The sequence below is a fragment of the Phycisphaerae bacterium genome, assembly GCA_018003015.1.
Lineage (GTDB): Bacteria > Planctomycetota > Phycisphaerae > UBA1845 > PWPN01 > JAGNEZ01.
In genome coordinates this window covers 1-24,209 of record JAGNEZ010000080.1, presented here as the reverse complement: position 1 = coordinate 24,209, position 24,209 = coordinate 1, and the positions used below count along the sequence as shown (strand labels likewise).

18 protein-coding genes and 1 pseudogene are annotated in these 24,209 nt (G+C 62.1%); 13 read left to right on the top strand and 6 right to left on the bottom strand.

Annotated features, from left to right (window positions below; translation table 11 throughout):
- Positions 1 to 128 precede the first annotated feature (128 nt).
- From KA354_22220 to KA354_22200, 5 genes and pseudogenes are all read left to right on the top strand, one after another.
- Positions 129 to 467: pseudogene (locus KA354_22220) on the top strand (ABC transporter permease subunit).
- On the top strand, positions 464 to 1,348 hold the full coding sequence (gene pstA / locus KA354_22215; protein ID MBP7937370.1) for a phosphate ABC transporter permease PstA: 885 nt from the start codon (positions 464 to 466) through the stop codon (positions 1,346 to 1,348). The pseudogene KA354_22220 and the gene pstA overlap by 4 nt, the downstream one beginning before the upstream one ends.
- A gap of 23 nt (positions 1,349 to 1,371) precedes the next feature.
- The gene (gene pstB / locus KA354_22210; GenBank protein ID MBP7937369.1) at positions 1,372 to 2,244 is read left to right on the top strand and encodes a phosphate ABC transporter ATP-binding protein; all 873 of its coding nucleotides are present in this window, start codon (positions 1,372 to 1,374) and stop codon (positions 2,242 to 2,244) included.
- A 4-nt stretch (positions 2,245 to 2,248) separates the two neighbouring features.
- Complete coding sequence (gene phoU, locus KA354_22205) at positions 2,249 to 2,905, top strand: phosphate signaling complex protein PhoU (protein MBP7937368.1); 657 nt, start codon at positions 2,249 to 2,251, stop codon at positions 2,903 to 2,905.
- A gap of 284 nt (positions 2,906 to 3,189) precedes the next feature.
- Positions 3,190 to 3,447: a universal stress protein gene (locus KA354_22200; protein ID MBP7937367.1), complete on the top strand. Its 258-nt coding sequence runs from the start codon at positions 3,190 to 3,192 to the stop codon at positions 3,445 to 3,447.
- A gap of 216 nt (positions 3,448 to 3,663) precedes the next feature.
- On the opposite strand, the gene KA354_22195 is transcribed toward KA354_22200, so the two are convergent.
- Together KA354_22195 and KA354_22190 are read right to left on the bottom strand one after the other, a co-directional pair.
- Complete coding sequence (locus KA354_22195) at positions 3,664 to 4,572, bottom strand: type II secretion system protein (protein ID MBP7937366.1); 909 nt, start codon at positions 4,570 to 4,572, stop codon at positions 3,664 to 3,666.
- Positions 4,573 to 4,650: 78 nt separating this feature from the next.
- Positions 4,651 to 6,639 (bottom strand): LamG domain-containing protein, encoded by a 1,989-nt coding sequence (locus tag KA354_22190; GenBank protein MBP7937365.1) that lies wholly within the window; start codon positions 6,637 to 6,639, stop codon positions 4,651 to 4,653.
- A 475-nt stretch (positions 6,640 to 7,114) separates the two neighbouring features.
- Between KA354_22190 and KA354_22185 the strand changes: the two genes are divergently transcribed.
- Positions 7,115 to 8,188 carry a LacI family DNA-binding transcriptional regulator gene (locus KA354_22185; GenBank protein ID MBP7937364.1) on the top strand — a complete coding sequence of 358 codons (1,074 nt, stop codon included), beginning with the start codon at positions 7,115 to 7,117 and terminating at the stop codon, positions 8,186 to 8,188.
- Between the two features lie 48 nt (positions 8,189 to 8,236).
- On the opposite strand, the gene KA354_22180 is transcribed toward KA354_22185, so the two are convergent.
- Positions 8,237 to 8,899, bottom strand: a complete 663-nt coding sequence (locus KA354_22180) for a hypothetical protein (protein MBP7937363.1) — start codon at positions 8,897 to 8,899, stop codon at positions 8,237 to 8,239.
- A gap of 340 nt (positions 8,900 to 9,239) precedes the next feature.
- The gene (locus KA354_22175) at positions 9,240 to 10,457 is read right to left on the bottom strand and encodes a DNA-binding transcriptional regulator (GenBank protein MBP7937362.1); all 1,218 of its coding nucleotides are present in this window, start codon (positions 10,455 to 10,457) and stop codon (positions 9,240 to 9,242) included.
- 213 nt (positions 10,458 to 10,670) lie between these two features.
- On the opposite strand from KA354_22175, the gene KA354_22170 reads away from it, so the two are divergent.
- From KA354_22170 to KA354_22140, 7 genes are all read left to right on the top strand, one after another.
- On the top strand, positions 10,671 to 13,901 hold the full coding sequence (locus tag KA354_22170; GenBank protein MBP7937361.1) for a chitobiase/beta-hexosaminidase C-terminal domain-containing protein: 3,231 nt from the start codon (positions 10,671 to 10,673) through the stop codon (positions 13,899 to 13,901).
- A 399-nt stretch (positions 13,902 to 14,300) separates the two neighbouring features.
- A complete protein-coding gene (locus tag KA354_22165; GenBank protein ID MBP7937360.1) occupies positions 14,301 to 15,185 on the top strand; it encodes an NAD(P)-dependent oxidoreductase in 885 nt (294 codons plus the stop codon).
- A gap of 37 nt (positions 15,186 to 15,222) precedes the next feature.
- Positions 15,223 to 16,536 carry a Gfo/Idh/MocA family oxidoreductase gene (locus KA354_22160; protein MBP7937359.1) on the top strand — a complete coding sequence of 438 codons (1,314 nt, stop codon included), beginning with the start codon at positions 15,223 to 15,225 and terminating at the stop codon, positions 16,534 to 16,536.
- 48 nt (positions 16,537 to 16,584) lie between these two features.
- On the top strand, positions 16,585 to 17,556 hold the full coding sequence (locus tag KA354_22155; GenBank protein ID MBP7937358.1) for a PmoA family protein: 972 nt from the start codon (positions 16,585 to 16,587) through the stop codon (positions 17,554 to 17,556).
- A complete protein-coding gene (locus tag KA354_22150) occupies positions 17,553 to 18,839 on the top strand; it encodes an MFS transporter (protein ID MBP7937357.1) in 1,287 nt (428 codons plus the stop codon). The genes KA354_22155 and KA354_22150 overlap by 4 nt, the downstream gene beginning before the upstream one ends.
- Positions 18,840 to 19,017: 178 nt before the next feature.
- Positions 19,018 to 19,392 carry an amidohydrolase family protein gene (locus KA354_22145; protein MBP7937356.1) on the top strand — a complete coding sequence of 125 codons (375 nt, stop codon included), beginning with the start codon at positions 19,018 to 19,020 and terminating at the stop codon, positions 19,390 to 19,392.
- On the top strand, positions 19,385 to 19,567 hold the full coding sequence (locus tag KA354_22140) for a hypothetical protein (protein ID MBP7937355.1): 183 nt from the start codon (positions 19,385 to 19,387) through the stop codon (positions 19,565 to 19,567). Before KA354_22145 ends, KA354_22140 begins: the two co-directional genes overlap by 8 nt.
- A 175-nt stretch (positions 19,568 to 19,742) precedes the next feature.
- On the opposite strand, the gene KA354_22135 is transcribed toward KA354_22140, so the two are convergent.
- Positions 19,743 to 20,039, bottom strand: coding sequence for a hypothetical protein (locus KA354_22135; protein MBP7937354.1), 297 nt, complete (start codon positions 20,037 to 20,039; stop codon positions 19,743 to 19,745).
- Positions 20,040 to 20,050: 11 nt separating this feature from the next.
- A complete protein-coding gene (locus KA354_22130; GenBank protein MBP7937353.1) occupies positions 20,051 to 22,384 on the bottom strand; it encodes a thrombospondin type 3 repeat-containing protein in 2,334 nt (777 codons plus the stop codon).
- Between the last annotated feature and the right edge of the window lie 1,825 nt (positions 22,385 to 24,209).

Here is a 24,209-nt window from a genome sequence, read left to right as displayed (position 1 = left end):
CCACAACGCCAGCTTCCGGGTATCCGTTGAACGAGGCATGCAGACTCTCCTGAACGTGCAAACTCACACCAGCAACACGTGCGTCAGGATAGCCGGCTCGTCAATAATGGTTCTGGTGGGCGCTTACTCTGTCCGCCACCCGACTGGAGGTCTCAACCAGGATCGTGCTACCCGCCGCCCTCTCCGGCGTCGCCGCATCCGTTTTCCTAGCCCTGGCCCGAGCGATCGGGGAGACCATGGCCGTCGCCCTAGCCGCCGGCATGACACCCAAACTGACGCTTAATCCGCTCGAGAGCATTCAGACCATGACCGGCTACATCGTACAGGTGAGTCTGGGGGACACGCCCGCCGGAACAGTGGAATACCAGACCATCTTCGCCGTGGGCATGGCCCTGTTCCTGATCACGCTTGCCATCAATCTACTCGCCCAGCAGATTCTCGGTCGATTCCGGGAGGTGTACGAGTGACCGAGGCCCCGGCCAGGTTCGAACCCCGACTGGCTCGACGCCGAGCCATCGGCCGGCTGTTCTCCGGGCTGTGTCTGGCCTTGACCTTCGCCGGCGTGGGTATTCTGGCCCTTCTGCTCGGACGAGTGGCCATGGATGGCTGGCAGTGCATCAGCCTCCAGTTCCTCACCAACTTCCCGTCGATCATGTTTCCGGAGAAGGCGGGCATCAAGAGCGCCCTCTGGGGCACAATCTGGCTGATCATAATCACCGCGGGGGTTTCCGTGCCATTGGGCCTGGGGGCGGCGGTCTACCTTGAGGAATACGCAACAAAGACCCGCTTTACCCGTTTCATTCAACTCAACATCACCAACCTGGCTGGCGTGCCGTCGATCGTGTACGGCATCCTCGGCCTAGCGATCTTCATCCGCTGGATGGCCATGGGGCGAAGTGTGCTGGCCGGCGGCCTCACCATGGCCCTGCTTGTGCTGCCGGTCATCATCATCGCCTCACAGGAAGCTCTGGCGGCGGTGCCCAACTCCATACGCCAGGCCGCATATGCCCTGGGGGCAACGCGCTGGCAGATGGTGTGGCATCACGTTCTGCCGGCCGCGCTGCCCGGTATCGCAACCGGCGTGATTCTGGCGATCTCGCGAGCGATCGGAGAAGCCGCCCCGCTGGTCATGATCGGTGCTCAGGCATACATCGCCTTCGTGCCGAGCGGGCTCGGTGATGCCTTCACCGCCCTGCCGATCCAGATCTTCAATTGGTGCGATCAGCCGCAGGCCGAGTTCCATCGACTCGCGGCCGGTGCCATCATCGTGCTGCTGGCGATCCTCTTGTCTATCAACGCTGTAGCCATCGCGATTCGCGGATGGCAGCAAAGGAAGGCGACGTGGTGATTGTGACAGAGAAACCCACGAGCATGACAAAGAACCGTGGATCCGGCCCGAAGCTGCCTGTTCCTCAGGTTCGGTTGCCCAGGATCAGACAGTCTCTAACTCCGGCGGCCAGTGCAAACCACTCCGACCCAACCGAGACCACGACGGCTCGCCCTGTTCTCCGAACCGAGTCCTTCACCATCCGATACGGCGACTTCAGCGCCGTACGTGGGGCAACCCTGGAGATTCTCGAGAAGCAGGTGACGGCCATCATCGGACCGTCTGGATGCGGCAAGAGTACGCTGCTTCGGGCGTTCAACCGCATGAACGACTTCATCCCCCACATGACGGTCAGTGGCAAGGCCTACTATCTGGGCCAGGACATCCACGATACGAGAACCGACCCAGTAGAACTACGTCGGCGCATTGGCATGGTCTTCCAGAAACCCAATCCGTTCCCCAAGTCGATCTTCCGTAACGTGGCCTGGGGAGCGACGATCAACGGCTACCGTGGCAATATCGAAGAACTTGTTGAGCAGTCGTTGAGACAGGCGGCCCTGTGGGACGAAGTCCGGGACAAACTCGATGAGAGCGCCTTTGCCCTCTCCGGCGGCCAGCAGCAGCGGCTCTGCATCGCCCGGGCCATCGCCCTGCAACCCGAGGTCTTGCTGATGGATGAGCCCTGTTCGGCTCTTGATCCGATCGCCACCGCCCGAATCGAGGATCTCATTGACGAGCTGAAAGCGAGCTACACGGTCGCCCTGGTCACGCACAACATGCAACAGGCCGCCCGTGTTTCTGATCGGACCGCCTTCATGTACATGGGCGAGCTCATCGAGGTGGATGCTACTGATACGCTGTTCACCCGGCCGGCCGATCAGCGCACCCAGGACTACATCACTGGCCGGTTCGGATGACCCCATGAGCGCACATTTCGCGAATCTGTTGGACGATCTCCGCCGTCGATCATTCCGCATGGCCAGTCTAGTCGAAGACATGGTCGCAGAATCCTGCGAAGCAGCGCTTCAGATCGACCACAACCTCGCCCGGCGAGTCATCCACCGTGACGAGGACGTAGACACTGAGGAGGTACAGGTCGAATCCGAAGTTATCCGCTTGATGGCTCTCTTCCAGCCGGTGGGTGTGGACATCCGCCTTCTGTGCACGATCTTGAAAGCCAACAGTGATCTGGAACGTGTCGCGGATTGCGCGGTGAACATCGCCGAACGAGCCAGACATCTCGACCCTAAGACGCCTCTCCCCCTGGATACCGAACTGAAGGACCTCATCCCTCTGGTTCGACGAAGCCTGCGCAAGGCCATTCACGCCTTCACATCCGAAGACGGCAGCGCGGCCCGCGAGGTCCTGGCTGACGACGACCTGGTGGATGCCCTCTACGGGCAGTTCGTTCAGAAGATGGTGACGCAGGCAGGTCAGTCCCCGGAACGGATGGCCATGCACATGGACATCCTGTCAGTAGCCAAGAATCTGGAACGGATCGCCGATCACGCCACTAACATAGCCGAGGATGTCGTCTTCCTGGCAACTGGGCAAATTGTACGCCATCGGGCGACATGATGCCCAAGCCGACCCTGCTCAGTCGTTTCACCGCCATTGGCCGACGTTGAATTGGGCAGCGAAGATGTTCTCTGTCCTTGCAAGGGGGTCTTCGCTGGTTTTTCTGCCATGTTATTCACTCCACCTGTGAGATTCTGATGAGCCTGTGAGTTTTCCTCACGAACCGGTCTCGGGCCGGCCCTGGGGAGGGGGTGCTGCAAGTTGGTTGCCGGCCAACCGTCTCCGTGCTGGCGGTAGTCACGCCCTCGGGGGCCCCAACAACAGCGCTCGAGATGGTGGGGCGAATGGGATCAGGCACCGAGCACTTTGACGTGGCATTCATGGGGATGCATGAGGTCGCGAAGTCCAGTGGTATCTCCTTAGAAACCAAGGCCCTCGTCGGTCGCCCGGCCCCCCACGTCGTTCGTGAAGCGGCGGCGCAGGGAGTTGATCTGATCGTCATGTCGATTCATGGCGGTGATTGGTACGAGCGATTGATGTCCCGCGCTGAAGCGAAGTGGGTGCTGGCCTATGCCCCGTGTGCCGTGGCCATTGTGCATTAGTGCCCCCGTCGGCTGCTCATGACCGTCTTCAGGAACATCTGGATGTGATGGCGGATACTCGGGTACGGCAATAAGCGTAGCCCAGTACGCACTGCCTCGCTTGCCCGCCACGCAGACCACCCCGACTCCACCAAAGATGAGCAAACCGCGTCCCCGGCCACGACCGCGTGCCCCTAACTTGTTCGATTCTCGGCTCACACCCCAGTTGTTCCGCCATCAGGGTTTCGGAGGACTGGCGCTACCTGCGCCAAGGACGCGGTAGAGCACGTACTTGTCCTTGCTGTAGTTGTTCCACCGATCCGTGTTGCACAACTCGGCATGGCCGTCGAAGAACAGCAGATGTCCGCGGCGTTCATGACGAGCCGACATGTAGTCGGTATAGACCACGACGCTACTATGCCCATCATTGAGGGTGGAGGTCTTGGTCATGGCGATATCACCAAGGCCCTGGTCCTCCTCGTACATCATGCCGACACGGCAGGGAATCGACTGGAAATTCCTCACCTGAGGTAGGCTTTCACTGTTGCCATTGAAGACGCCGGGACGCAACTTGTCGGGATTGATGAAATCACCAGGCTGGAGTTGACCGTTGTTGACATCCGCTCCATCGATCTTCTTCTGTATGAAGAAGTTAGGATCGACCACCCTCACGAAGCTGTGGATCGGGTAACTGCCGTTCCCATTCTTGCCGCTGCCGATCGAATAAGGCTGTGGTCGGACCATGGTGTCGCCCGGGCAGAAGTACACCTCAGGGTCTTTAATGTACCTGTAGATATCACCGTAGGTTACCCACGCACGGGAATCGGGAGACCGCACGCCGCCGGTCTTGGCGTACACGTCGGCCTTTGGGTAGTAGTCGACCTTCGCCTCGTTGTGCCCGGCACCGTCGAAAAGCCACCAGCTCCAGTGGGGAAACTGACCAAGTCGATCATCGGCCGCGTAGAACGTATGGCCGCGATATAGCTGACCGAGCCGGGTCTTGCAGATCATGACCTTGGCCTGCTCGCGAGCTTTGTGCAGCGAGGGAAGCAGCACCGAGATCAGTAGGGCGATGATGGCGACGACAACAAGGACTTCAATCAGGGTGAAGCCGGCCCTGGCCGACCGGCAGTAGTGGAAGTTCATTTCAGGTACTCCTGTTCACAAAGGGACCGAATCATTCACTCCACCGGCTCCAGGACCTGTCCCCTGCACAAACAACCATCATTGCGGGCAGGTGAGTGGAACGGGGAGATTGGGACCACCCACGCACTTGACGAAGTAATCCGAGAAATCCGTCTTGTTCACCTTGCCGTCGTTGTTGCGGTCCAGGCATAGGCAGTCCTCGGCGGCGGGATCCTCGCCGCTGAAACAGACCTGGAACACGCCGAAGTCGGCCGAGTCGACATCGCCGTCGTCATCCTGGTCCGCCCAGAGGGCATGCGGGTAACACTTGCAGACCTCTTTGGCCGTGCAGCTCGGATCAGCACAGTCGGTCAGCCCGTTGCCGTCATCGTCCAGGCCGTTGGCGCACAGATCCGTGAAGGTGCCCTCCGGGGTAAGAAGTGTCCCGTCCGGCGTCCAGGCGGCGTCGGCCGAGAACCGGACGTAGTCGAACTCGTTGTCGATGGTTTGCGTCGTAGCCCTGTTGTTGTCATTCTCACCAAAGTAGCAGGTTGTGAGCGTGATCGGCGGCACATCGGTGGTCCTCCATTCGTCGATCTTGTTCCCATCCAGCCAGGTGATCATGTGGGATACGCCATCCGGATCAACGTAGGCGGCGGCGTGCAGCACGTGCCAGCCGCTGCCCGTCAAATCATCGGTGATCCTCACGCGCGGGCTCTGCTCGTTTCTGTACAGGGAGATTCCGGTCATACTCACCCGATCAGTGTAGGACACCTCCCAGAACAGCTGGGTGTCCGTCCCTCCTTTGGGTTTCATGTCGAGGCGAATCCACTTGAGGCAGCGATCGACGTCAGTGCCAATCGGCACATTCTTGGTGTACGAGTTAATTCTGAACCTGGTCACGAATGTCGCCCCCGCGGACCGTTCGTCCGGGGCAATGTCGGTTCTCGCACCTCCGCCCGTGGTCTCGTCGAACATGATGTAGCTCTTTGCTCCGTTGCTGTAGACCACGGCGTCGGCATCGACCAGCTTGAACATCAGATTGCCTGGGTCCAGGTTCAATGAGTCCCAGTAGACACCCGCGTTCTGGTCATCCTTCCACGTACCTGAGCGGAATCGCCAGGTGCGGCCAGCGTTCGCGTTGAAGCAGCCGGCCGGAAAGCCGCCTTCGGTGTTCCACCACCACTTCGGGATAACGCTGAGAAGATTGGAGGGAATGCCAACGCTGTCCGGGCTCCCGGACAATGAGTGATTGGCGATGCGAACCTCGTCCAGCTTACCGTTGAGAGTCTGGTCCGCGCCCGCGCCCGTCGAGTATCCGCCGATGATGAGTCGCCCCGTGCCCCCCACGTTGGCCGGCGTCACGTTCTGCAGCAGTTCGGCCGCATAGTCAAGCATGAAGACGACCTCGTGCTTGACACCATTGTAGGAGACCATCACATGATGCCACTCTGTGTCACCGATAGTGAGATTGCTGACTGCATTCTGCAGTGTCGCTCCGTCTCCAAAGACGAGTACGAGTTCGCCGCCGGTGAACTCATGGGCAGGATCCTGCACATTGTACCAGGTCCGACTGGAAGTCGCGAGATCGGCTCCGCCTACCAGGACTCCGTAGTCGGTGGTACCATCGGTTCCGGCACTTTTGTGGACCAGCCACTGGCGTCCCGATGCAGTCGTCGGCAGTGCAGCCAGTTTGACCCAGCCCTCAACGGTGAAGGTCGCACTTGATCCCATCCTCAACTCGGGGGCGTCAGACACGCTGATGTACTGTGAAGACGCCGACGAGAACTCGAGCGAGAGTCCGTTCGTCTGCCCGCCGTGCATCAAGACGGTGGGCGGCGTGGCCTCGCCTGGAGTTGCGGGCACTTTCGGACAGACATGTGGAGTACCGCTGCTGTACACCGCAGATCCCGGAGTACCGCTCGCGGTGCCGTTGTGCCCGCCCAAGGAATCCACAATGACGCCGGCGGCCTGCCCCGCCGCTTTTCCGTCGGCGTCGAATCGCCACAAAGCGACGTCGGCGGCGTAGGCTTGGCTCAACGCACTCGACACTACTATCCCAATCCACCATCCGTTGATTCGTGACATGTTCGCTTCTCCTCCGCCGTCGGCGGCTGTTGAGAGGTTTTGACTTAATCGTTTAACACCCGATTCGAGGTCCTAGCCCTCGTCGCTCTTCCCTTCTTCAGTCACGGACATGCAAAGAACGTCAGGGCGTACTCCTGGCGAGCTCCAGCCCAACCTCCAGCATAGCGACCCGAAACCGGCCGTGCAAGTCGCAAGCCGCGTTCGTGTCATACAATACCGCCACCCAACACTCGATTGATCATAAATATCTTTAATAAAACATTTTATGAACGAAGTGGCCTCAACTACTCCCGCCCTGGGTTCCTTGGATTACCTGCCGAGTCTCGCAGGTGGTCGCCCAGGCCCGCTCGGCCGTTCTCCAGGATCTGGCCACCGGCCGCAATCACCACCCCACGAGCCAACTCCCGGGGGGGGCCCTTTTGTGGGGCGACCAGCAAACGGGTATAATAGGGCAGTTGACCTAAAGGATTCAGATATGCCGAGGAAGGACATCAAACCAGCGGTACGCCTCCAGGACATCGCCCAAGAGGCCGGGGTCAGTTGCGCGACGGTCTCCTACGCCCTGTGCGGCACCCGTGGCGTCTCCACAGATACCAGAAAGCGGATCCTCAGAATCGCCAACCGTCTGGGCTACATTCCTAACCGCCAGGCGGCTGCCTTGCGCGCCCGACGCAGCATGATCCTTGGCTTCCTGGTCACCGACATCAAGAATCCGTTCTTCGCCGAGATTGTCTGCGGCATCGAAAGCACTGCGGCCGCCAAGGGCTATCGGCTCATGCTCTGCGTCACCGGAGACGACCCCAGCGACGAGGCTCGGCACCTTCAAATGCTGCTGGAACACGGCGTCGACGGTCTTATCCTTGTCCCCATCGCCCGCAGCCAGGATGGAACCTACCCCAATACCTCGTTGCTCCGCGCCTTCCAGCGCCGCAGGACACCCGTCATCTCCATCGTGGACAGCATCAAGGACTACCCGACGGCCCGGATCACGACCTCGGTCTATGAGGGCACACGCCTGGTCGCGGAGCACCTGATCGCCCTGGGGCACCGGCGTATCGCCTACCTCTCACAGCCCTTCCACCGTATTCAGAAGTTCGGGCGACACGCTGCGTACCACGACGCCCTCAATCACGCGGGGATACCTTTCGATCCCGAACTCATGGTGGAGGCGGGATTGACGCCAAACGATGCCTACGAGAAGACGGGCCAGTTGCTCGACAGCGGGATAAGATTCACGGCCGCCATGTATCCGAACGACTACATGGCGGTTGGCGGTCTGCGGATGCTCCGGGAGCGGAGCCTGCGCGTTCCGGATGCCGTTTCGGTGACCGGTTTCGACGATGTCGAATGGGCCCGGTTCTGCGAAGTGCCGCTCACGACCGCCCGTTTCCCCGCCCGGGCATTGGGCGAAATGGCCGTCAGGGAATTGACCGAGCGGCTCTCGCGGCATGCTCCTCCCGAGGACGAGGCCTTCTGCCAGATCTCCGTATCCCCGACCCTCATCGTGCGGCGATCCACAGGCCCGGTCGCAGGCGAACTCGGGGTGTAATTGCACCCACAGGGCGATCTGGGCCTAACCGCCCCGTGTTCCTTTCTCCTATCGCGGCCTGACTGAGGCCATTGAATCACCCCTTGGAGAGGTCGTCGCTGTGCGAGGGGGGATCCGAACGGGGACACAGATTGATGTTGCACGAGATGTGGTGAACGGACCGCCGGTTCTGCCATCGAAACGGTAGAAGAACAGGCCCTGATGGCCGACGCGGTTAACCGGTGCCGGGGAGGCGGTCGTCTGCTTGCTCACGAGCGTGCCGTACGGGTCCCACTGGTACTGCTCCAGCACCCCGCCCGTGTCGTTCACCAACGCCATGACGTTGTAGTTGGCGTCCTGGAGCATGTACATCTTGGCCTGGCGGTCGCCTTGGCCCGAGCCCAGCGAGTAGCTCTGCAGGACGAACTCATCCACGTAGTCCGGGCCGTAGACGTACTCGCCACGGGTCGTGCCGGTCCCGGTTGGGCTGGACGGATCGACCACTTCCTGGATGCGGCGGACCCCCTCGTAGAAGTAGTGAACGGTCGCGAGGCCATCGGTCGTCTGCTCACCCGCCGCGATCAGGCGGCCCGGGGCATCGTCGGCGTACGTGTGCGGTGTCAGGGCGGCAAGGAGGATGGGCAGAAGAATGAGCATTATGGCAGATCGCATCATCCGCTGGGGATGCTGAGGGGTCAGACCCACGGCGTTCTGACGTAACTCGTGACGCAACTCAGACTCTCCTAGCCTCAGGCGCAGGACGAGGTAGACTCACAGCCTGCTGAGCACCAAGGACTTGAAAAGGAAGTGAACGATGGAATTCAAACCACAGCATCCAACTGTAGAAGCTGGTATTCTACCACTGAATGACGCACGCCGGTCTTTCGATATCACGCACTTGCGCAAATCAGCATGCCGGCTTGAGTAGTAGAGGCGCACTACTTCAGAACCGACGACCGGTCATTACGCTGCGTTTTTGGCCATTGGAAAGGGCTGTCGGTGACGACATTCAGCTCGAGAAGCGGATGATCTTCGCGCGTCGAGCAACGTCGTGAAAGAGCATGAGTACGGCTCAGCTTCGGCAGGTAGATGGAGTAGGCGACTCGGCAGCTGACTCCCGGGAGAGCTCCATGCCGTGCCAACCACTCTGCGAGCGGCGGAATGAGGCGGGCGTTTGGCCTGTTGCAGCCTGGAATACTCGGGTCAAGTACTGGACGGCGCTGAAGCCGGTTTCGATCGCGATCCGCTTGATGGGCATGTTCGAACGCGCGAGCAGGTCCTTGGCCAGGTCGAGTCGGACGCGGCGAATCTCCTGGCCAACCGTGCGATGGGTCACGGACTTGAACCGAGGCCCCAGCGCCGCCCGGGAGACGCCGACGAAACGCGCGACGTCGCGGGAACTGATTGGCCGGCGAGCATTCTGCCGAATGAACTCCAGGGCCTGGATGACCCGCCGGTCATCAGTGGCCAGTACGTCGGTAGATTGTCGGGCGACCACTGCGCTGGGCCTGATCTCGGGCATGCGGCGCGGCGGCTTTCGGCCGGACATCATCCGGTCCAGAAGGGCTGCGGCCTTATAGCCGGTCTCCTCGCTGTTGATGTCGATGCTGCTGAGCATCGGGATTGATAGGCCGCACAGGTACTCGTCGTTGTCCACGCCGAGAACGGCCACCTGGTAAGGGACTTTCACTGCGATCCGCCGGCACGCATTGAGAACCGCCAGGCCGCGATCGTCGTTGGCCGCCATGATCCCCACGGGTTTGGGAAGGCTCCTGATCCAGCGAGCCAACCGCCTGTGCTCATTCTCCAGCCTTGATCTGCCGCCGGGGCTGCGTGGTTGTTGGTAGAGGCCGCACCGATGGCCAGCGGCTTCGATCAGTCTCTGGAAGCACTCGCCCCGGTGATCCAACCCCGGATGGTACCCGCGTGCGAAACCGCAGAAGCCGAAGTGAATGAAGCCCCTTTCGAGGAGGTGGTCGGTGCCCATGCGGGCCACGGCCTCGTTGTCGGCCCCGAGAAAGGGAAAAGGCAGACCCGGAACGGTTCCCCTGAGGTTGACGACAGGCTTGCCCAATGCGAGAAGGGCCCGGGCCATACGGCGGTTGTCGATTCGCGCAATCACGCCGTCACCCTTCCAGCCTCTAAGCCAGGCCGGGGGCGGATCATCCAGTCCGTGGGGCTCGAAGTAGGTGTGCCACCGACCACGTTCGCGATTGTAGCGGGCAATGCCCCGCAGCAGGCCCCGGCCGTAGGCCCGGGAGGTCTCGACCAGAATCGCCACGTGACGCATGTCAGCATGATATTCGGAATCCGTGAGGATCCAAGCCCCCATTTGACATAAGTCCAACAAAACTGGACAAACGTGCAACAAATCCGCCTTGCACGATACCCCCCGGAGTCTAAATTGAAGGTGGCGTAGAGCCGATGAGCTCGCCAGACGAGAGGTTTTGCGGTCCGTCTGGTGCCATTATCTCAGTGCACTCTGCGGAGGAGGATCCCGTCCATGCCAGGAACAAACTCAGCCATGACGATCCTGAGATCAGAGTTGCGGCGAACGGTGCTGGTTACGGCGAGCGCAGCCGCGCTCCTGCTCGTCACCGGGCAGGATGCAAGGGGTGATATCGCCAGCGAACTGGTCGACTGGTGGACGTTGGATGAGTCAACCGGCATGGTCGCGGGCGACGGAACCGGCAACGGCAATAACCTGACGCTTACGGGGGGCCCGACCTGGACGCCGGGTATGATCAACAACGGGCTGTCATTCGACGGGATGGACGATGCAGGCTCGATGGACACGCCTCTGTCCAAATCCCTTGGCGGCGACATGACCATCGCCCTCTGGGTCCAGTTTGACGGGACTAATGACGGGCGCATCGTGATCCTGATCGCCGAGGAGGGGGGGAAAAATGTGGAGCTCCGTCTCAGGGGATCGGATGGGAAGTTCGGGCTTGAGGATGCAGGAGGAATCCCGACCGAGTCGTGGTCGGCAGGGTCGTGCGCCGATAATCTCTGGCATCACATCGCTGTGACCCGCAGCGGAAGCCCGAATCCCACCTGGACGCTTTACCTGGATGGCAGCCCTGACTCGGTCTTCGGCGGCGTCGAGGGCTGGTCGGTTGTGGCGGTGGGGCGGCCCATCCTGGGGCACAAGGACTCGGATTACACGAAGGTCACCATGGACGACCTCCGCCTCTACAATCGCGCGCTGTCCGCCGACGACGTGAACGAACTTCGCAACCTCGTGCTGGTCGCCACACCAGAATTCAGCCCCGACGGTGGACAGCATGAAGGCAGCAGCGTGACCGTGGCCGTGAGCTGCGCGACGGCGGATGCGACCATCCACTACACGCTGGACGGCGACGATCCGACGGAATCAAGCCCGACGGTGACCTCGGGGTCCACGGTGACGGTGCCGCTGCCGGGCGCGCTTAAGGCCAAAGCCTGGAAAACCGGCTTGGCCCCCAGTGCGCTCAAGAGTGCCTCCTACACACTGCTTCCGGTCGCCACGCCAGAGTTCAGTCCCGACGGAGGCTGGTATGAAGGGGCGAGTAGCGTGAACGTGATGGTGACCTGCGCAACGGCGGGGGCTGCGATCCACTACACGTTGGACGACACTGACCCGACTGAGTCAAGCCCGACAGTGGCCTTGAGCGGCTCGGTGGCCGTGCCGCTGCCCGCCATGCTCAAGGCTAAGGCCTGGAGAACCGGCTTGGCGGCGAGCGCGGTGAAGAGCGCCTTCTATGAGCCGCTCAGCATCACGGCCGGCCTAGTCGGTTGGTGGAGGCTGGACGACGGTTTCGGAACGACTGCAGCCGATTCCAGCAGCTCTGGCAATCACGGCACGCTGGTGAACGAACCGACCTGGACCAGCAGCGCGAGGGTCGGCCCGTATGCGCTGAGTTTCGACGGTTCGGACGATCGGGTTGATATCGGCGGTGCGGCGGTCTCGGGGGATCTGACCCTTATGGCTTGGCTGCGGTTTCCGACGGGACCCAGCAACCAGAGGGCGATTACCTTGCAGCAGAATCCCACCACTGCCGGCCTGCAATTGGTGGCGAATCCGAGCAATGGCACGATCCGCATTGACAATGAGGGCGGCCCGGCGTCAGAAGTGAGTTCCGGCACGGGAATGAATGACAACAACTGGCACCATGCCGCGGTCACCCGCTCGGGCACGACCTACTCACTTTACGTGGACGGGGTGCTTGTCGGGGCGTCGGGTGGTTCGGCCCCCGATTACACTTCGACCAAGATGGGCTGCCGCAACAGTGGGTCGAATGGCAGCTTCTACTATGGTCAGATGGACGAGGTGCGCCTCTACCGCCGTGCGCTCTCGGCCAGTGACGTGAACGAACTGTACAACTCTGCTCCGGTCACCACGCCGGAATTCAACCCCGACGGCGGAGTGTTTGGGGCCAGCAGCGTCAACGTGGTCGTGACCTGCTTGACGGCGGGGGCCACCATCCACTACACGATTGACGGCACCGATCCAACGGAGTTGAGTCCGACGGTGGTTTCGGGCGGCACGGTAATGGTGCCGGTCCCTGGAACGCTTAGGACCAAGGCCTGGAAAACCGACTTGACGGCGAGCGGCATCAAGAGTGCCACCTACACGTCGCAAGTGGCGGTCGCCACGCCAGAGTTCAGCCCCGATGGCGGGGGTTATGACGGGAGCATCGTGGACGTGACGGTGACCTGCTCGACGGCGAGCGCCACAATCCGTTACACGATGGACGGCACCGACCCGATGGAATCAAGCCCGATGGTGGCCTCCGGCGGCACGGTGTCCGTCCCGGTGCCCGGGACACTCAAGGCCAGAGCCTGGAAGGCGGGGCTGACAGCGAGTGGCGTGAAGAGCGCTTCTTTCACAGTTGCCGACATCACGACCGGTCTGGTCGGCTGGTGGAGGCTGGACGGGTCGTCGGGCGATTCCGCGAGCGATGCAACCGGAAACGGGAATACCGTGACGCTCGTCAATGGCCCGACCTGGACGTCAGGCAAGATTGGCAACGCGCTCTCGTTCGACGGAATAGACGATTACGGTACGATCGACTCGTTCTCCATGTCGCTCAGTGGCGACATGACCATGGCTCTCTGGGTCAAATGGACCGCGGCTGGCGCCAAGCGCATCGTGATCCTGGGCAGTGCGGCCGGGAACAATCTGGAGCTGCGCCTCAACGGCAACGGAACGTTCGGGCTCGACAACTCGGGGGGAATACCGGTCGAGATCGCCTCAACAGGGACATGCGCCGACAATACCTGGCATCATATCGCCCTCACACGCAGCGGAAGCCCAAATCCGATCTGGAAGTTCTACCTCGACGGCGCCCCGGACTCCGCCCACGGCGGTGTGTCGCTCTGGACGGTTGTTGCTCTGACCAATGCCGAGCTTGGTCACAAGGGGGGGGACTACACGCAGGCCTCGATCGACGACCTCCGTATTCTTAGCCGCGTGCTTTCGGCAAGCGAGGTGACAAAGCTCTACAACTATCGCGCGATCGAGTACACCCATGGCGACTTCGACGGCGACGGCGATATCGACATCGATGATATGCAGACCTTCGCAACCTGTGCCTCGGGGCCCAGTATTCCCTACGCAGGCCAGTGCGCTGAAGCCGATTTCGACAAGGACGGCGACGTCGACCAGGACGACTTCGGTGCTATCCAGCGGTGTTTCAGCGGGCCGAGTCCCATTGTCAATCCGGCCTGCCTGCCGGCAATCGTGTATCCATGAAGCGTGCGAGAAGCTGAGGGCGGTCGCGGCTTGCGTCTCCATCATCTGCACGATTCCCGGGCAAAGGAGATGGCGCTGGCACTTGAGGGCGTTGGGAGCGAAGCCGGAGGCTGTTTTTTCGCGTCGGCCGCTTGCGGTCGAGGATCACAGCCACTGGTTCGAGGGCAACGCCTTGATCGACGTTTTGGCGGCCGGGCCGATCGCGTCGATTCGGCTACCATGAGCAGGGTTGCCGTCTCGATCGCTTGCGGGGCCCCTCGCGCCAGTGGCGTTGACTTCCTTGTTCCTCAAGGTAAAAGGGAGCCGCGGATCGGGATGGCACGCGTGCGAGAGACACCCAGATGCCCGCCCGGCGCAGGAGTGTTCGGGAATGCCGCGGTGGCCGGATGATGGTGACGAATGCAATGTGAACCTGTGGGCATGATCGGTTTGGGCCTCATGGGCACGGCCATGACGGAGCGTCTGCTGGATGCCGGGTACGCCGTGCATGTCTGGAATCGCACGCGGGAGAAGGCAGGGCCGCTGATCGCCCGCGGCGCTCGCTGGGCGGACCGGCCGCCGGCCGTCTGCGACCGGGTGATCGTCAGCCTTTACACCACTGATACCGTCGAGGAAGTCCTCGGCGAGATGAACGGCAGTCTCCGGCCCGGCCAGATCCTCATTGACACGACCACCGGCGAACCGGCCCAGACCGCCCGGCTCGGGACGCGACTCAAGGAGCAGGGTGTTTTCTACCTCGACGCCCCCATCTCCGGTTCCAGCGAGCAGACACGGCGCGGAGAGGCCACAGCCATCGTCGGTGGTCCGCGTGCGACATACGACGCATGCGAAGACTTGTTCCGGTGCCTGGTACAGAAGGCCTTCTATGTCGGCCCCTGGGGTAGCGGAGCAAGGATGAAGCTGGTCTCCAACCTGGTCCTCGGTTTGAACCGCGCGGCCCTAGCCGAGGGGCTTGTGTTTGCGGAGGCCATCGGGGTCAGCCCGAAGCGGGCCCTAGAAGTGCTGATGGGCACGATGGCTTACTCGCGGATCATGGACACCAAGGGCCGCAAGATGCTAGACGGTGATTTTGCCGTCCAGGCGAGACTTTCGCAGCACTTGAAGGACATCCGCCTGATCCTCGATGCGGCCGCGCAGGGAGGACAGCTACTGCCGCTTACGGATGCTCATCGGCAGTTGCTTGAAGCGGCGGAACGCGCGGGCTACGGCGACCTTGACAACAGCGCCGTGATTCGTGCGTTTGACGTGTGGCGAAGGGAATCGTCCCGCGCGGGGCAAGCGTGAAGAGGCTTTTCCACAGGATCGGAGCTGGTGATCTGCCATGAACACGTTCACACGTCGGTCGTTTCTGAAAGCCTCTGCGACGGGTGTCGCCGGGGCATCGTCGTTGAAGGCATCGCCGGTCGCGCGGGCCGCCGGAGCCAATGATCGGCTCGTTGTCGGCGTCATCGGTTGCGGCGGCCAGGGCAAAGGCCACGCTGCGAACATCGCCCGCGCGGCTGGAGCGACCCTGGCCTATGTATGTGATCCGGACGACAACCGCCGGGAGGAAGCGGCCAAAGCGACCGGCGGCCCTAAGGCCGTCAAGGACCTGCGCGCCGTTCTGGATGACCATTCGGTGGATGCGGTCATCATCGCGACGCCCGACCATTGGCATGCGCCGGCAGCCCTTCTTGCCATGGAGGCCGGTAAGCACGTTTACCTGGAGAAGCCCTGCTCGCACAACCTGCGCGAGGGCCGGCTCCTGACCGAGGCCGTCAAGCGGCACAGGCGCGTCTTTCAGCACGGAACGCAGACGCGTTCGAACCCGGGTGCTATCCAGGCCATGCGGCTCCTGCGCGACGGAATCATCGGCGAAGTGCTGATGACGAAGGCGTGGAACATCCAGCGACGCCAGAACATCGGCCATGAGTCGCCCACGGAACCGCCGGTGGGCTTTGATTATGACCTGTGGGTTGGTCCGGCGGAGATGGTGCCTTTCCGGAAGAACTGCCACCACTATAGCTGGCACTGGTGGTACAACTTCGGAACCGGCGACATGGGCAACGACGGCACGCACGAGGTCGACTACGCCCGGTGGGCTCTGGGCGTCAACACGCACCCCAGCCGTGTGACTTCTGTGGGTGACAAGCTCTTCTTCGACGACGACCAGCAGTTCCCCGACACCATGCAGGTGATCTTCGAGTACCCGGGCGATGGCAAGGTCGGCGGCAAGCGGACACTGGTTTTCGAGCAGCGCCTCTGGTCACCGGCCCAGCCGTACGATACGGAGAACGGCGCGGAGTTCTACGGAACGAAGGGTACCATGTTCTTCAGCAAGCACGGCAGGTTCAAGGTGGTGGGGCCCGGTAACAAGCCGCTCGACGTCAAGATCAACTGGGGCCAGGGCAACTCGTGCGATGTGCACCAGCAGAACTGGATGGAGTGCATCCGTTCGGGCGCCCGGCCGAACTCGGACGTGCAGGGCGCACACCAGACGGGCGTTCTCATACACCTCGCAAATATCGGCGCCCGTCTGGGCCGTCCGCTGCGCTTCGACCCGGCGACGGAACGCATCGTTGGTGACGAGGAGGCCAACGCGATGCTGTCGCGGGAATACCGGGCTGGCGGGCACTGGGCCGTGCCGAAAACCTGACTTTTCGTCGCTAGTGCTCTCAGCATCAGTATTCAAGGAGACACGCCGATGAAGGATGCCGCGAGATGCGTTCTGGCAGGTGCCCTGCTCGCCTTCACGTCCGTCGGTTGCTCGAACTCGGGTGATTGCCTCATGAGCTTCCGCGAGCAAACCGGTCGCATCGAGGTTCTTGCGGATGGCAAGCCGGTCGCGACCTACCGCTATACCGACCCGCAAATCCCGCGGCCGTACTTTGCTCACCTGCGAACCCTCGGCGGCATCCAGGTTACGCGCAACCATCCGCCGGTAGCCGGCGTGGATCCGACCGATCACGAGGAACTTCACCCCGGCATCTGGATGGCCTTCGGAGACCTGAGCGGTTCGGACTTCTGGCGCAACAAGGCCCGCGTAGTTCACGAGGCGTTTGAGCGGCGGCCGACCGGCGGCCGGGGGCGGGGTTCGTTCGCCGTGCGAAATCGTTACCTGGCCGGGGGTACCGACGGCGGCACGGTGTGCCGCGAGACGGCGCGGTATACCATTGCGGTCCGACCCTGCGGCTACCTGCTGCTGTGGGATTCGACATTCACGTCGGACAAGGAACTCTGGTTCGGCGACCAGGAAGAAATGGGGCTGGGAATCCGAGTGGCGAGCCCCATCACGGTCAGATCAGGTGGGACGATGCTCGACGCCCATGGCCGCCGCAATGAGGCCCAGATCTGGGGCCAGCCGGCCGACTGGTGCGACTACAGCGGCGCAATCGACGGCCGGCGGGTGGGTATGACCGTGATGTGTGCCCCGGATAACTTCCGGCCGAGCCGCTATCATGCTCGCGATTACGGCTTCGTTGCGGCCAATCCGTTCGGGCGCCAGTGCTTCAAGGCGGGCGATGAGAGCAGAGTTGTTGTCAAACCCCGCGAAAGTCTTCGGCTGCGATACGGTATGCTGATCCACGACTCGCCCGAGCGCGACACGCTCGATCTTGCCAGTGATCTTGCCCGTGAGTTCAAGTTGTTCTGCACCTTGCTGGAGCAAATCAGGTGACAGAGTCCCTCGGCAGCGCCGCGCCATCGTTTCCGCCGCTGTCCCGCCGGGCCCGCCTCGTCGTCCTGCTCGCCGCGTTCGGAGGGCTGCTGTTCGACGGCTTCGAGCTGGGGCTGATGCCGATCGCCTCGGTATCCGTCACCAAGGGGCTGCTGGGGGCGGCGTACACCGACGTGCTGGGCGGTGAATGGTTCGCCCGGCTGACCGCGAGCATGATGCTGGGCGCGGCGTGCGGCGGCATCTGGTTCGGCCAACTCGGCGACCGCACCGGCCGCACGCGGGCAATGGGCGTGAGCATCCTGTTCTACTCGATTTTCGCCGGCGCGGGTTTCCTGGTGAAGAGCCTGGAACAGATGCTGGTGCTGCGATTTCTGGTGGGTCTGGGCATCGGGGGCATGTGGCCCAACGGCGTGGCGCTGGTCTACGAGTCGTGGCCGAAGATGTCTCGCCCGGTCGTGGCCGGCATCGTCGGCGCGGGCATCAACGTCGGCATCCTGATGCTCTCGCAGATCGGCCGGCTTTGGCACATCACCCCGGACTCCTGGCGATGGTTGTTCGGCATCAGCGCGGTGCCGGGCTTGCTGGGCGTGGCGGCACTGTGGTTCGTGCCGGAGTCGCCACAGTGGATGGTATCGCGCGGCGTGAAGAAAACGACGCGAACTCCGCTCCGACAGCTCGTCACGCCGCCACTGCTTCGAATCACGGGGATCGGAATCCTGCTCGGCTCGATTCCTATGATCGGAGCATGGGCGGCCAGCAAGTGGATGATCCCGTGGGCCGACGCCATCGGCGGCGCGGCCCAGCCGGGCTACAAAGCGGTCACCCAGGGATACTGGGCACTGGGGGCAGCGCTGGGGAGTTTCTTCGGAGCGCAGCTTGCGGCTCTGCTGGGCCGGCGGGCGTCGTATTTCCTGATCAGCCTGGGCTCTGCGGCACTGACCTGCGGGCTGTTCCTGTTGACCTCCCCCCTGCAGGCGGCGTTCCTGCCAACAGTCTTCGTGCAGGGTTTCGTGGCGACGCTTTTCTTCGGGTGGCTGCCGCTCTACCTGCCCGAGCTGTTCCCAACGACCGTCCGCGCGACCGGCAGTGGCATCGCGTACAATGTCGGGCGCTTCGCGACGGCATTCGGCGTGTTCATGGCCGGAACGCTGGTGGCGGGCTTCGGCGGCGATTTCTCGAAGGTCGGTGCCGCCACCGGGCTGATCTATGCACTCGGCATGATCGTCATCTGGTGGGCGCCGGACGTGGCCAGAGATGCTCCAGATCGGTCGAACGGGAACTGAAGTGATCCTGTGAAGAACTCCCGACGGGACCTCGTCACGACAGCGGGCTCGGCTTTGGTGGCTCTTGCGACCGTTGGTTTGAGGATGCGACCGGTGCAAGGGGCGGCCGCGGAGAAACCAGCTTCCGGCGGCAATCCAGGCGCCATCGACTGCCAAAGCCATCTGTTGTCCGGAGATCGTGAAGCTGATGGAGAAGCGGACGGCAGATCGGGTGGTCTATCGGAAGGACAACGACCAGTACGTCCGGATGGGAGACTGGAACCGCCGGATCACGTCCGATCACATGAACGTCGAGGCTAAGCTGGCGGCCATGGATGCCAGCGGCATTGCCAAGACCGCATTGAGTATCAACGATCCGGGGCTGGAGTGGTTTGGCGCGGACGGCCCTGCGGTGGCCAGGATCGCCAACGACTTTGTAGCGAACGTCGTGAGACAGCATCCTGACCGTTTCTTCGGCCTGGGTGCATTGCCCCTGCCCGACATGAAGGCCACGAGGGACGAGCTGGATCGTTCCGTCCACCGGCTCGGGTTCAAGGGGTCTTGGGATGGCTGAACGCCCCATCGCCCATGCTGGCGATTTGTGTCAGAATGACGTGCTGGGGCGGCAATACGATAGTGGACCTGCCGAAGCGGCGCGGAAGCCGGGCTTGTTTTCGGCCGAGAGGTCCGTGAGTATCCGCCAGACGCGTCAGGGAGGAACCATGGGCTGGATCCGCAGCGTAGCTTAGCCGCTGCCTTGTCACGGCTGCGGCCGTGATGTGCGTCCTGCGGACTTGGAATCCTCACCACGCAGGCCTTTTCTCGTAAATCCTTCCCCGCCGACGGGCGGGTCGGCTGCGGCCTGGAGCTTTATTGAGGGGTCCGCTCAGAGGCGAGGATTCAACGGTTCGAGTAGCCGGTCGCTCAATTCTGGGCGACCCGCCACGAGAGCAGGTCGTACCGAGGTGTAACCGTGAAACTTGAAGACACATGCGAAGTCGCGGGCGTGCCAGTATCGCCGCTGCTTTCGGAGGCCCGAAGGTGCTCCGGCCAGTTGGCGAGGGCGAGGGCATAGCGCTGGTTTTTGGGCGCGGGCAGCGGCGGGAATCCGTGCAGCCGATCAAAACGACAAGCCGGCGTACGATGCCAGTTGTGAACCTCGCACGCCGGCTTGGATTGACGCTCAACGACCATTCTGTCCTGGGCGGGTCTTCGCACCACCCGCCGTCAACTCATTTCTTGTTACCCTGGCCGTTGGGCTTGTCGCCGGAAGGATTATCCTTGCCCTTCCGGTGACCGGGGGTCTGCAGGCCGAGCTTGTGCAGCTTGCCGTTGTGCTTGATCTTGAACGACGCCTTCAAGTGCGGCGGCGGCGACTGGAGGTCCAGCACCTCGAATGCCACGACCCGGGTCTGGTTCGCCACAACGGTCTGGACGCAGTCCGTGCTTGAGACCAGTTGGCCGTTCTCGTTGTACACACCAACGATCGTGTAGCCCGCCGGAACCTCGGCACACACGTCGATGTCCCACGTCGAGTCAGACGTAAAGATGAACGGGTATACGTAACTGTTGACGCCCTCGTCCCAGACCGCATACTCAGGCTGAATGATCTCCAGATAGCTGCCCAGGACCACGGTCTTTGAACCGCCGCCGATCTGGATATTCCCGTCCTTGCGGATCGTCTTGATGATCTGGAAGTCCTTGGTGGCCAAGTCGGCGATCCCGTCGCCGTTGGTGTCCTTGAAATCACTGGGTGACTTGGGCTTACCGGTGTAAACCGTCTTGCCGGTCTCCGGCTCCAGGTACTTCACGATCACCAGGTAGTCACCCATCACCGTCTCGCCTGCGTAGCAGCGCCCGACGGCATCGGTCGTGCACTCGGCGATCCGGCCAAGGTCGGCCTCGAACACGTCATCGTAGACCTCGCCCTTGGGGCTCTTTGTCCCGTACGCTGCCTGGAAGGCGGCATTGTTGCGGTCGAACACCCGTACTTCGGCCCCGGCAAGCGGCGTCTTGCAGCTTCCGGCGCCACCGCAATCACCGCGTTTGGCCTGGTCAACGATGTGCAGTTCGACGACGTTCAGGTCGGCTACGGGGCAGCCCTGCCACTCCGGCCGGCCAGCCGCGCTGGGACAGGCGTCCTCGCAGTCGCACACGCCATCCCCGTCGGTGTCGGCCTCCACGACCTCAATAGTCTGCTGGCAGGTGGCGGGGTTTCCGCACGCGTCTGTCGCCACCCAAGTCCGAACAGTAACCTTACTCAGCGGGCAGGTACCCGGCGTTTCAGCGTCGCTGTAGGTGATGGTCGGGTTTGGATCGCAGTTGTCGATGGCCGTGGCCCAACCGGTGTGGACCGGATCTGTGGCCGGCGGCTGGCCGCACGTCACCGGCAGAGTAACATTCTCCGGGGAGGTAATCGTTGGGGGTATCGCGTCCACCACCGTGATCGCCTGTACGCATGGGCTGGAGGGATTGCCTGCAGCGTCCGTTGCTGTCCAGGTCCGGTTGATCATTTTCTCCTGCGGGCACCTGCCGGGCGTCACTTCGTCACTGTACGTAATCGTTGGGCTTGGGTCACAGTTGTCCGTAGCCGTGGCCAGGCCCGTGCGGGAGGGATCGGCGCTCTCGTCGCAATTGATAGCGACGTTGGCCGGGCAGTTGATCGCCGCTGGCGTCGTATCGACGATGGTCACCACTCTGGAGCACGGCGCCGACTCAGCGCCGTGACTGTCCGTGACAACCAGCGTGACGTTACAGGTAAGACAAGGTGTAGTGTGGCAGGAAGTCTCAAGCATCAGCGTCGGTGTAGGGCTGGTTGGGTCGTCGAAAACCCCGCCGGGGCAGTCTGTCGTCCACAAGTAAGAGAACGCATCGCTGGGATCGGGATCACTGGAACTACTCCCGTCGAGCGGAACGATGGTCGTGGGAGCCCAGCATTCGATTGAGTTCGGTAGTTCTGCGATCACACAGAACGGCGGCCGATTGCCGCACACATCGCCGACGCCGTCACCGTCACTGTCCTTCTGATCCGGATTGGATACGGTTGGGCAGTTATCACAGGCGTCACCAAAGCCGTCCCCGTCTTGATCTTGCTGATCCGGATTCGCCACCACCGGACAGTTGTCAGCGCAGTCACCAACACCGTCCCCGTCGGAGTCCATTTGCCCCACCGGACCCCACCTTGCCAGATACAGGGAGGGAACGCTTGTCGCCCCTCCTGCCGGGCCTCCCGCTATCAGCTCGTCTTTGTAGACAACGAGATCGGATCCGCCCTCGACCCCGGTTCCCATCGCCGCCCAGCAAGAACCGTCCCAGCGAGCGATCCGGTTGACAGGTATGCCGCTTGCACTCGAGAACCCGCCGAGTGCAATGAGCTCACCATCGTAGACCGTCAAGCTTTCCACCGTGCCGTCCAAACCGTCGCCCACCAATCCCCAGCTTTCGCCGTTCCATCGCGCAATGCCCCTGGGAGATCCCTCGGTCATATAAATCGTTCCGCCAACGATCAGATCGCTCCCGTAGACGGTCATGCTCTTGATCTCCGCACCGCTCACTCCCGAGTTCATGGGTATGGGTGCCCACTCGTTGCCATCCCATCTCGCTATGCCGTTGGCTGCTTTGCCGCCTGCTGTTGTGAAGTAGCCGCCAGCGATCAGATGTCCATTGTAGACGCCTAATGTCGTGACGAGGCTGTTCATGCCGGATCCAAGTGTCTGCCACGTGGATCCATCCCAGCGGGCGATATAGTTGACCTCGGTGCCTCCTGCCCCGGTAAATGCGCCTCCTGCGATCAGTTCTCCGCCGTAGGTCGTAAACGCCATGGCAATCGCACTAAGGCCCGTTCCCACGTCAGACCACCGCTCACCATCCCAACGACCAACACCGCCGGGATCACTTCCTGCAAACAACTCCTCTCTACCGGTCGCCGGATTCGTCCAGGTGCCCAGCGCGTACACCCACATAGACCTGCCCTCTGCCAGCGATGCCCAGCGCGTGCCATCCCACCGGGCAATGTGGTTGGCGACAGCATCCCCGGCTGCGCTGAATTCCCCACCGGCAATCAGCTCACCGCTGTAGACGCACAAGGCATTGGGCTGCGCACTAAGACCTATCGAGGTGGGCGGTGTTGAACTCACGGGCATCCACTCCGTACCATTCCAGCGGGCGATGCGGTGGCACACCAGGCTTCCAACGGATGTGAACTCACCACCGATGACGAGTTCACCGTTGTGCACGTGTAGAGCGCGGACGGATAAATCAGAACCAAACGTATCCCCCGTGACTACGGCCTCATCACCACCAAGCTTGTCCCATTCTCCCGCTACCCACTTGGCGACATACGGGAAGTCACCTGCAGCAACCAGCTCACCACCATAGTGAGCAAGCGCCCTGACCGGTTTGGTCAGGCCTGGCATTGCCGACCAGGTAGAGCCATCCCAGCGCGCAACACAAGAGCTGCTCAAGCCGCCGACGCTCGAGAATGCCCCTCCAACGAGCAGCCCACCAACACCGTCGATCCCGAGGCTATACACAGGGCCGTCCAAGCAGTCCCCCCCCACCGGAGCCCACGCCGACCCGTCCCAGCGGGCAAGGTAATGCGCTGCCACTCCACCAGCCATCGCAAAGTCCCCTCCGGCTATAAGGTCGCCGTTGTATACGGTGAGTGCGTAGACACGTCCGTCGAGGCCACTACCGAGCGGTGTCCATTGAGTCCCATCCCAAGATGCGATATGCTGTGCCCCAACGCCTCCCGCTCCCGCAGTCAAGAAGTCGCCGGCTGCAATCAGCTCGTTTGTGTCGTAGACAGTCAGGGCAAACACAGGGCCATCCACATCTGCGGTCAGCCGAGTCCACTCTGTTCCATCCCAAAGCGTCACATAGTCGGTAGGCCGCGGGCCCCCGGCCGCGATCAAGTGGTTGTTGTACTCTGTCATCGCCCGGACGGGGTTGTTCGAGCCAGGTCCCAGTCGATCCCAGGCGGAACCGTTCCACTGCGCAATGCTATATACCTGGGAAGTGCTATCCGCCATGGTGAAATATGATCCCCCGGCGATGAGCTTCCCCTCGTAGGTAGCGAGAGCCTCGACAGGTCCCCTCGCAAATCCCCGCGGTACCCCTCCCGATCGCCATTCATATTCACATTCGGCACTTGCGGAGTGCGAGTACAAGGCAATAGCGGCTGCTATCCCGGTCAAGAGCATGATCGAGCGTCGCTTTGACATCTCTGAAGCCTCCCTTCTCGCGTCAACTGGCTGTGTTCTGCCAACAGGGCCAGCGCGCATAGATAGGTAAGCTGGGAGGTCTGGCGCGATCGATTGGCATCGTGTATACCTTTCGCAAGTATGCCGTATGGAGCGGCGAGAGTCTCTTGCGAAAGGAGTCTGCCGATGG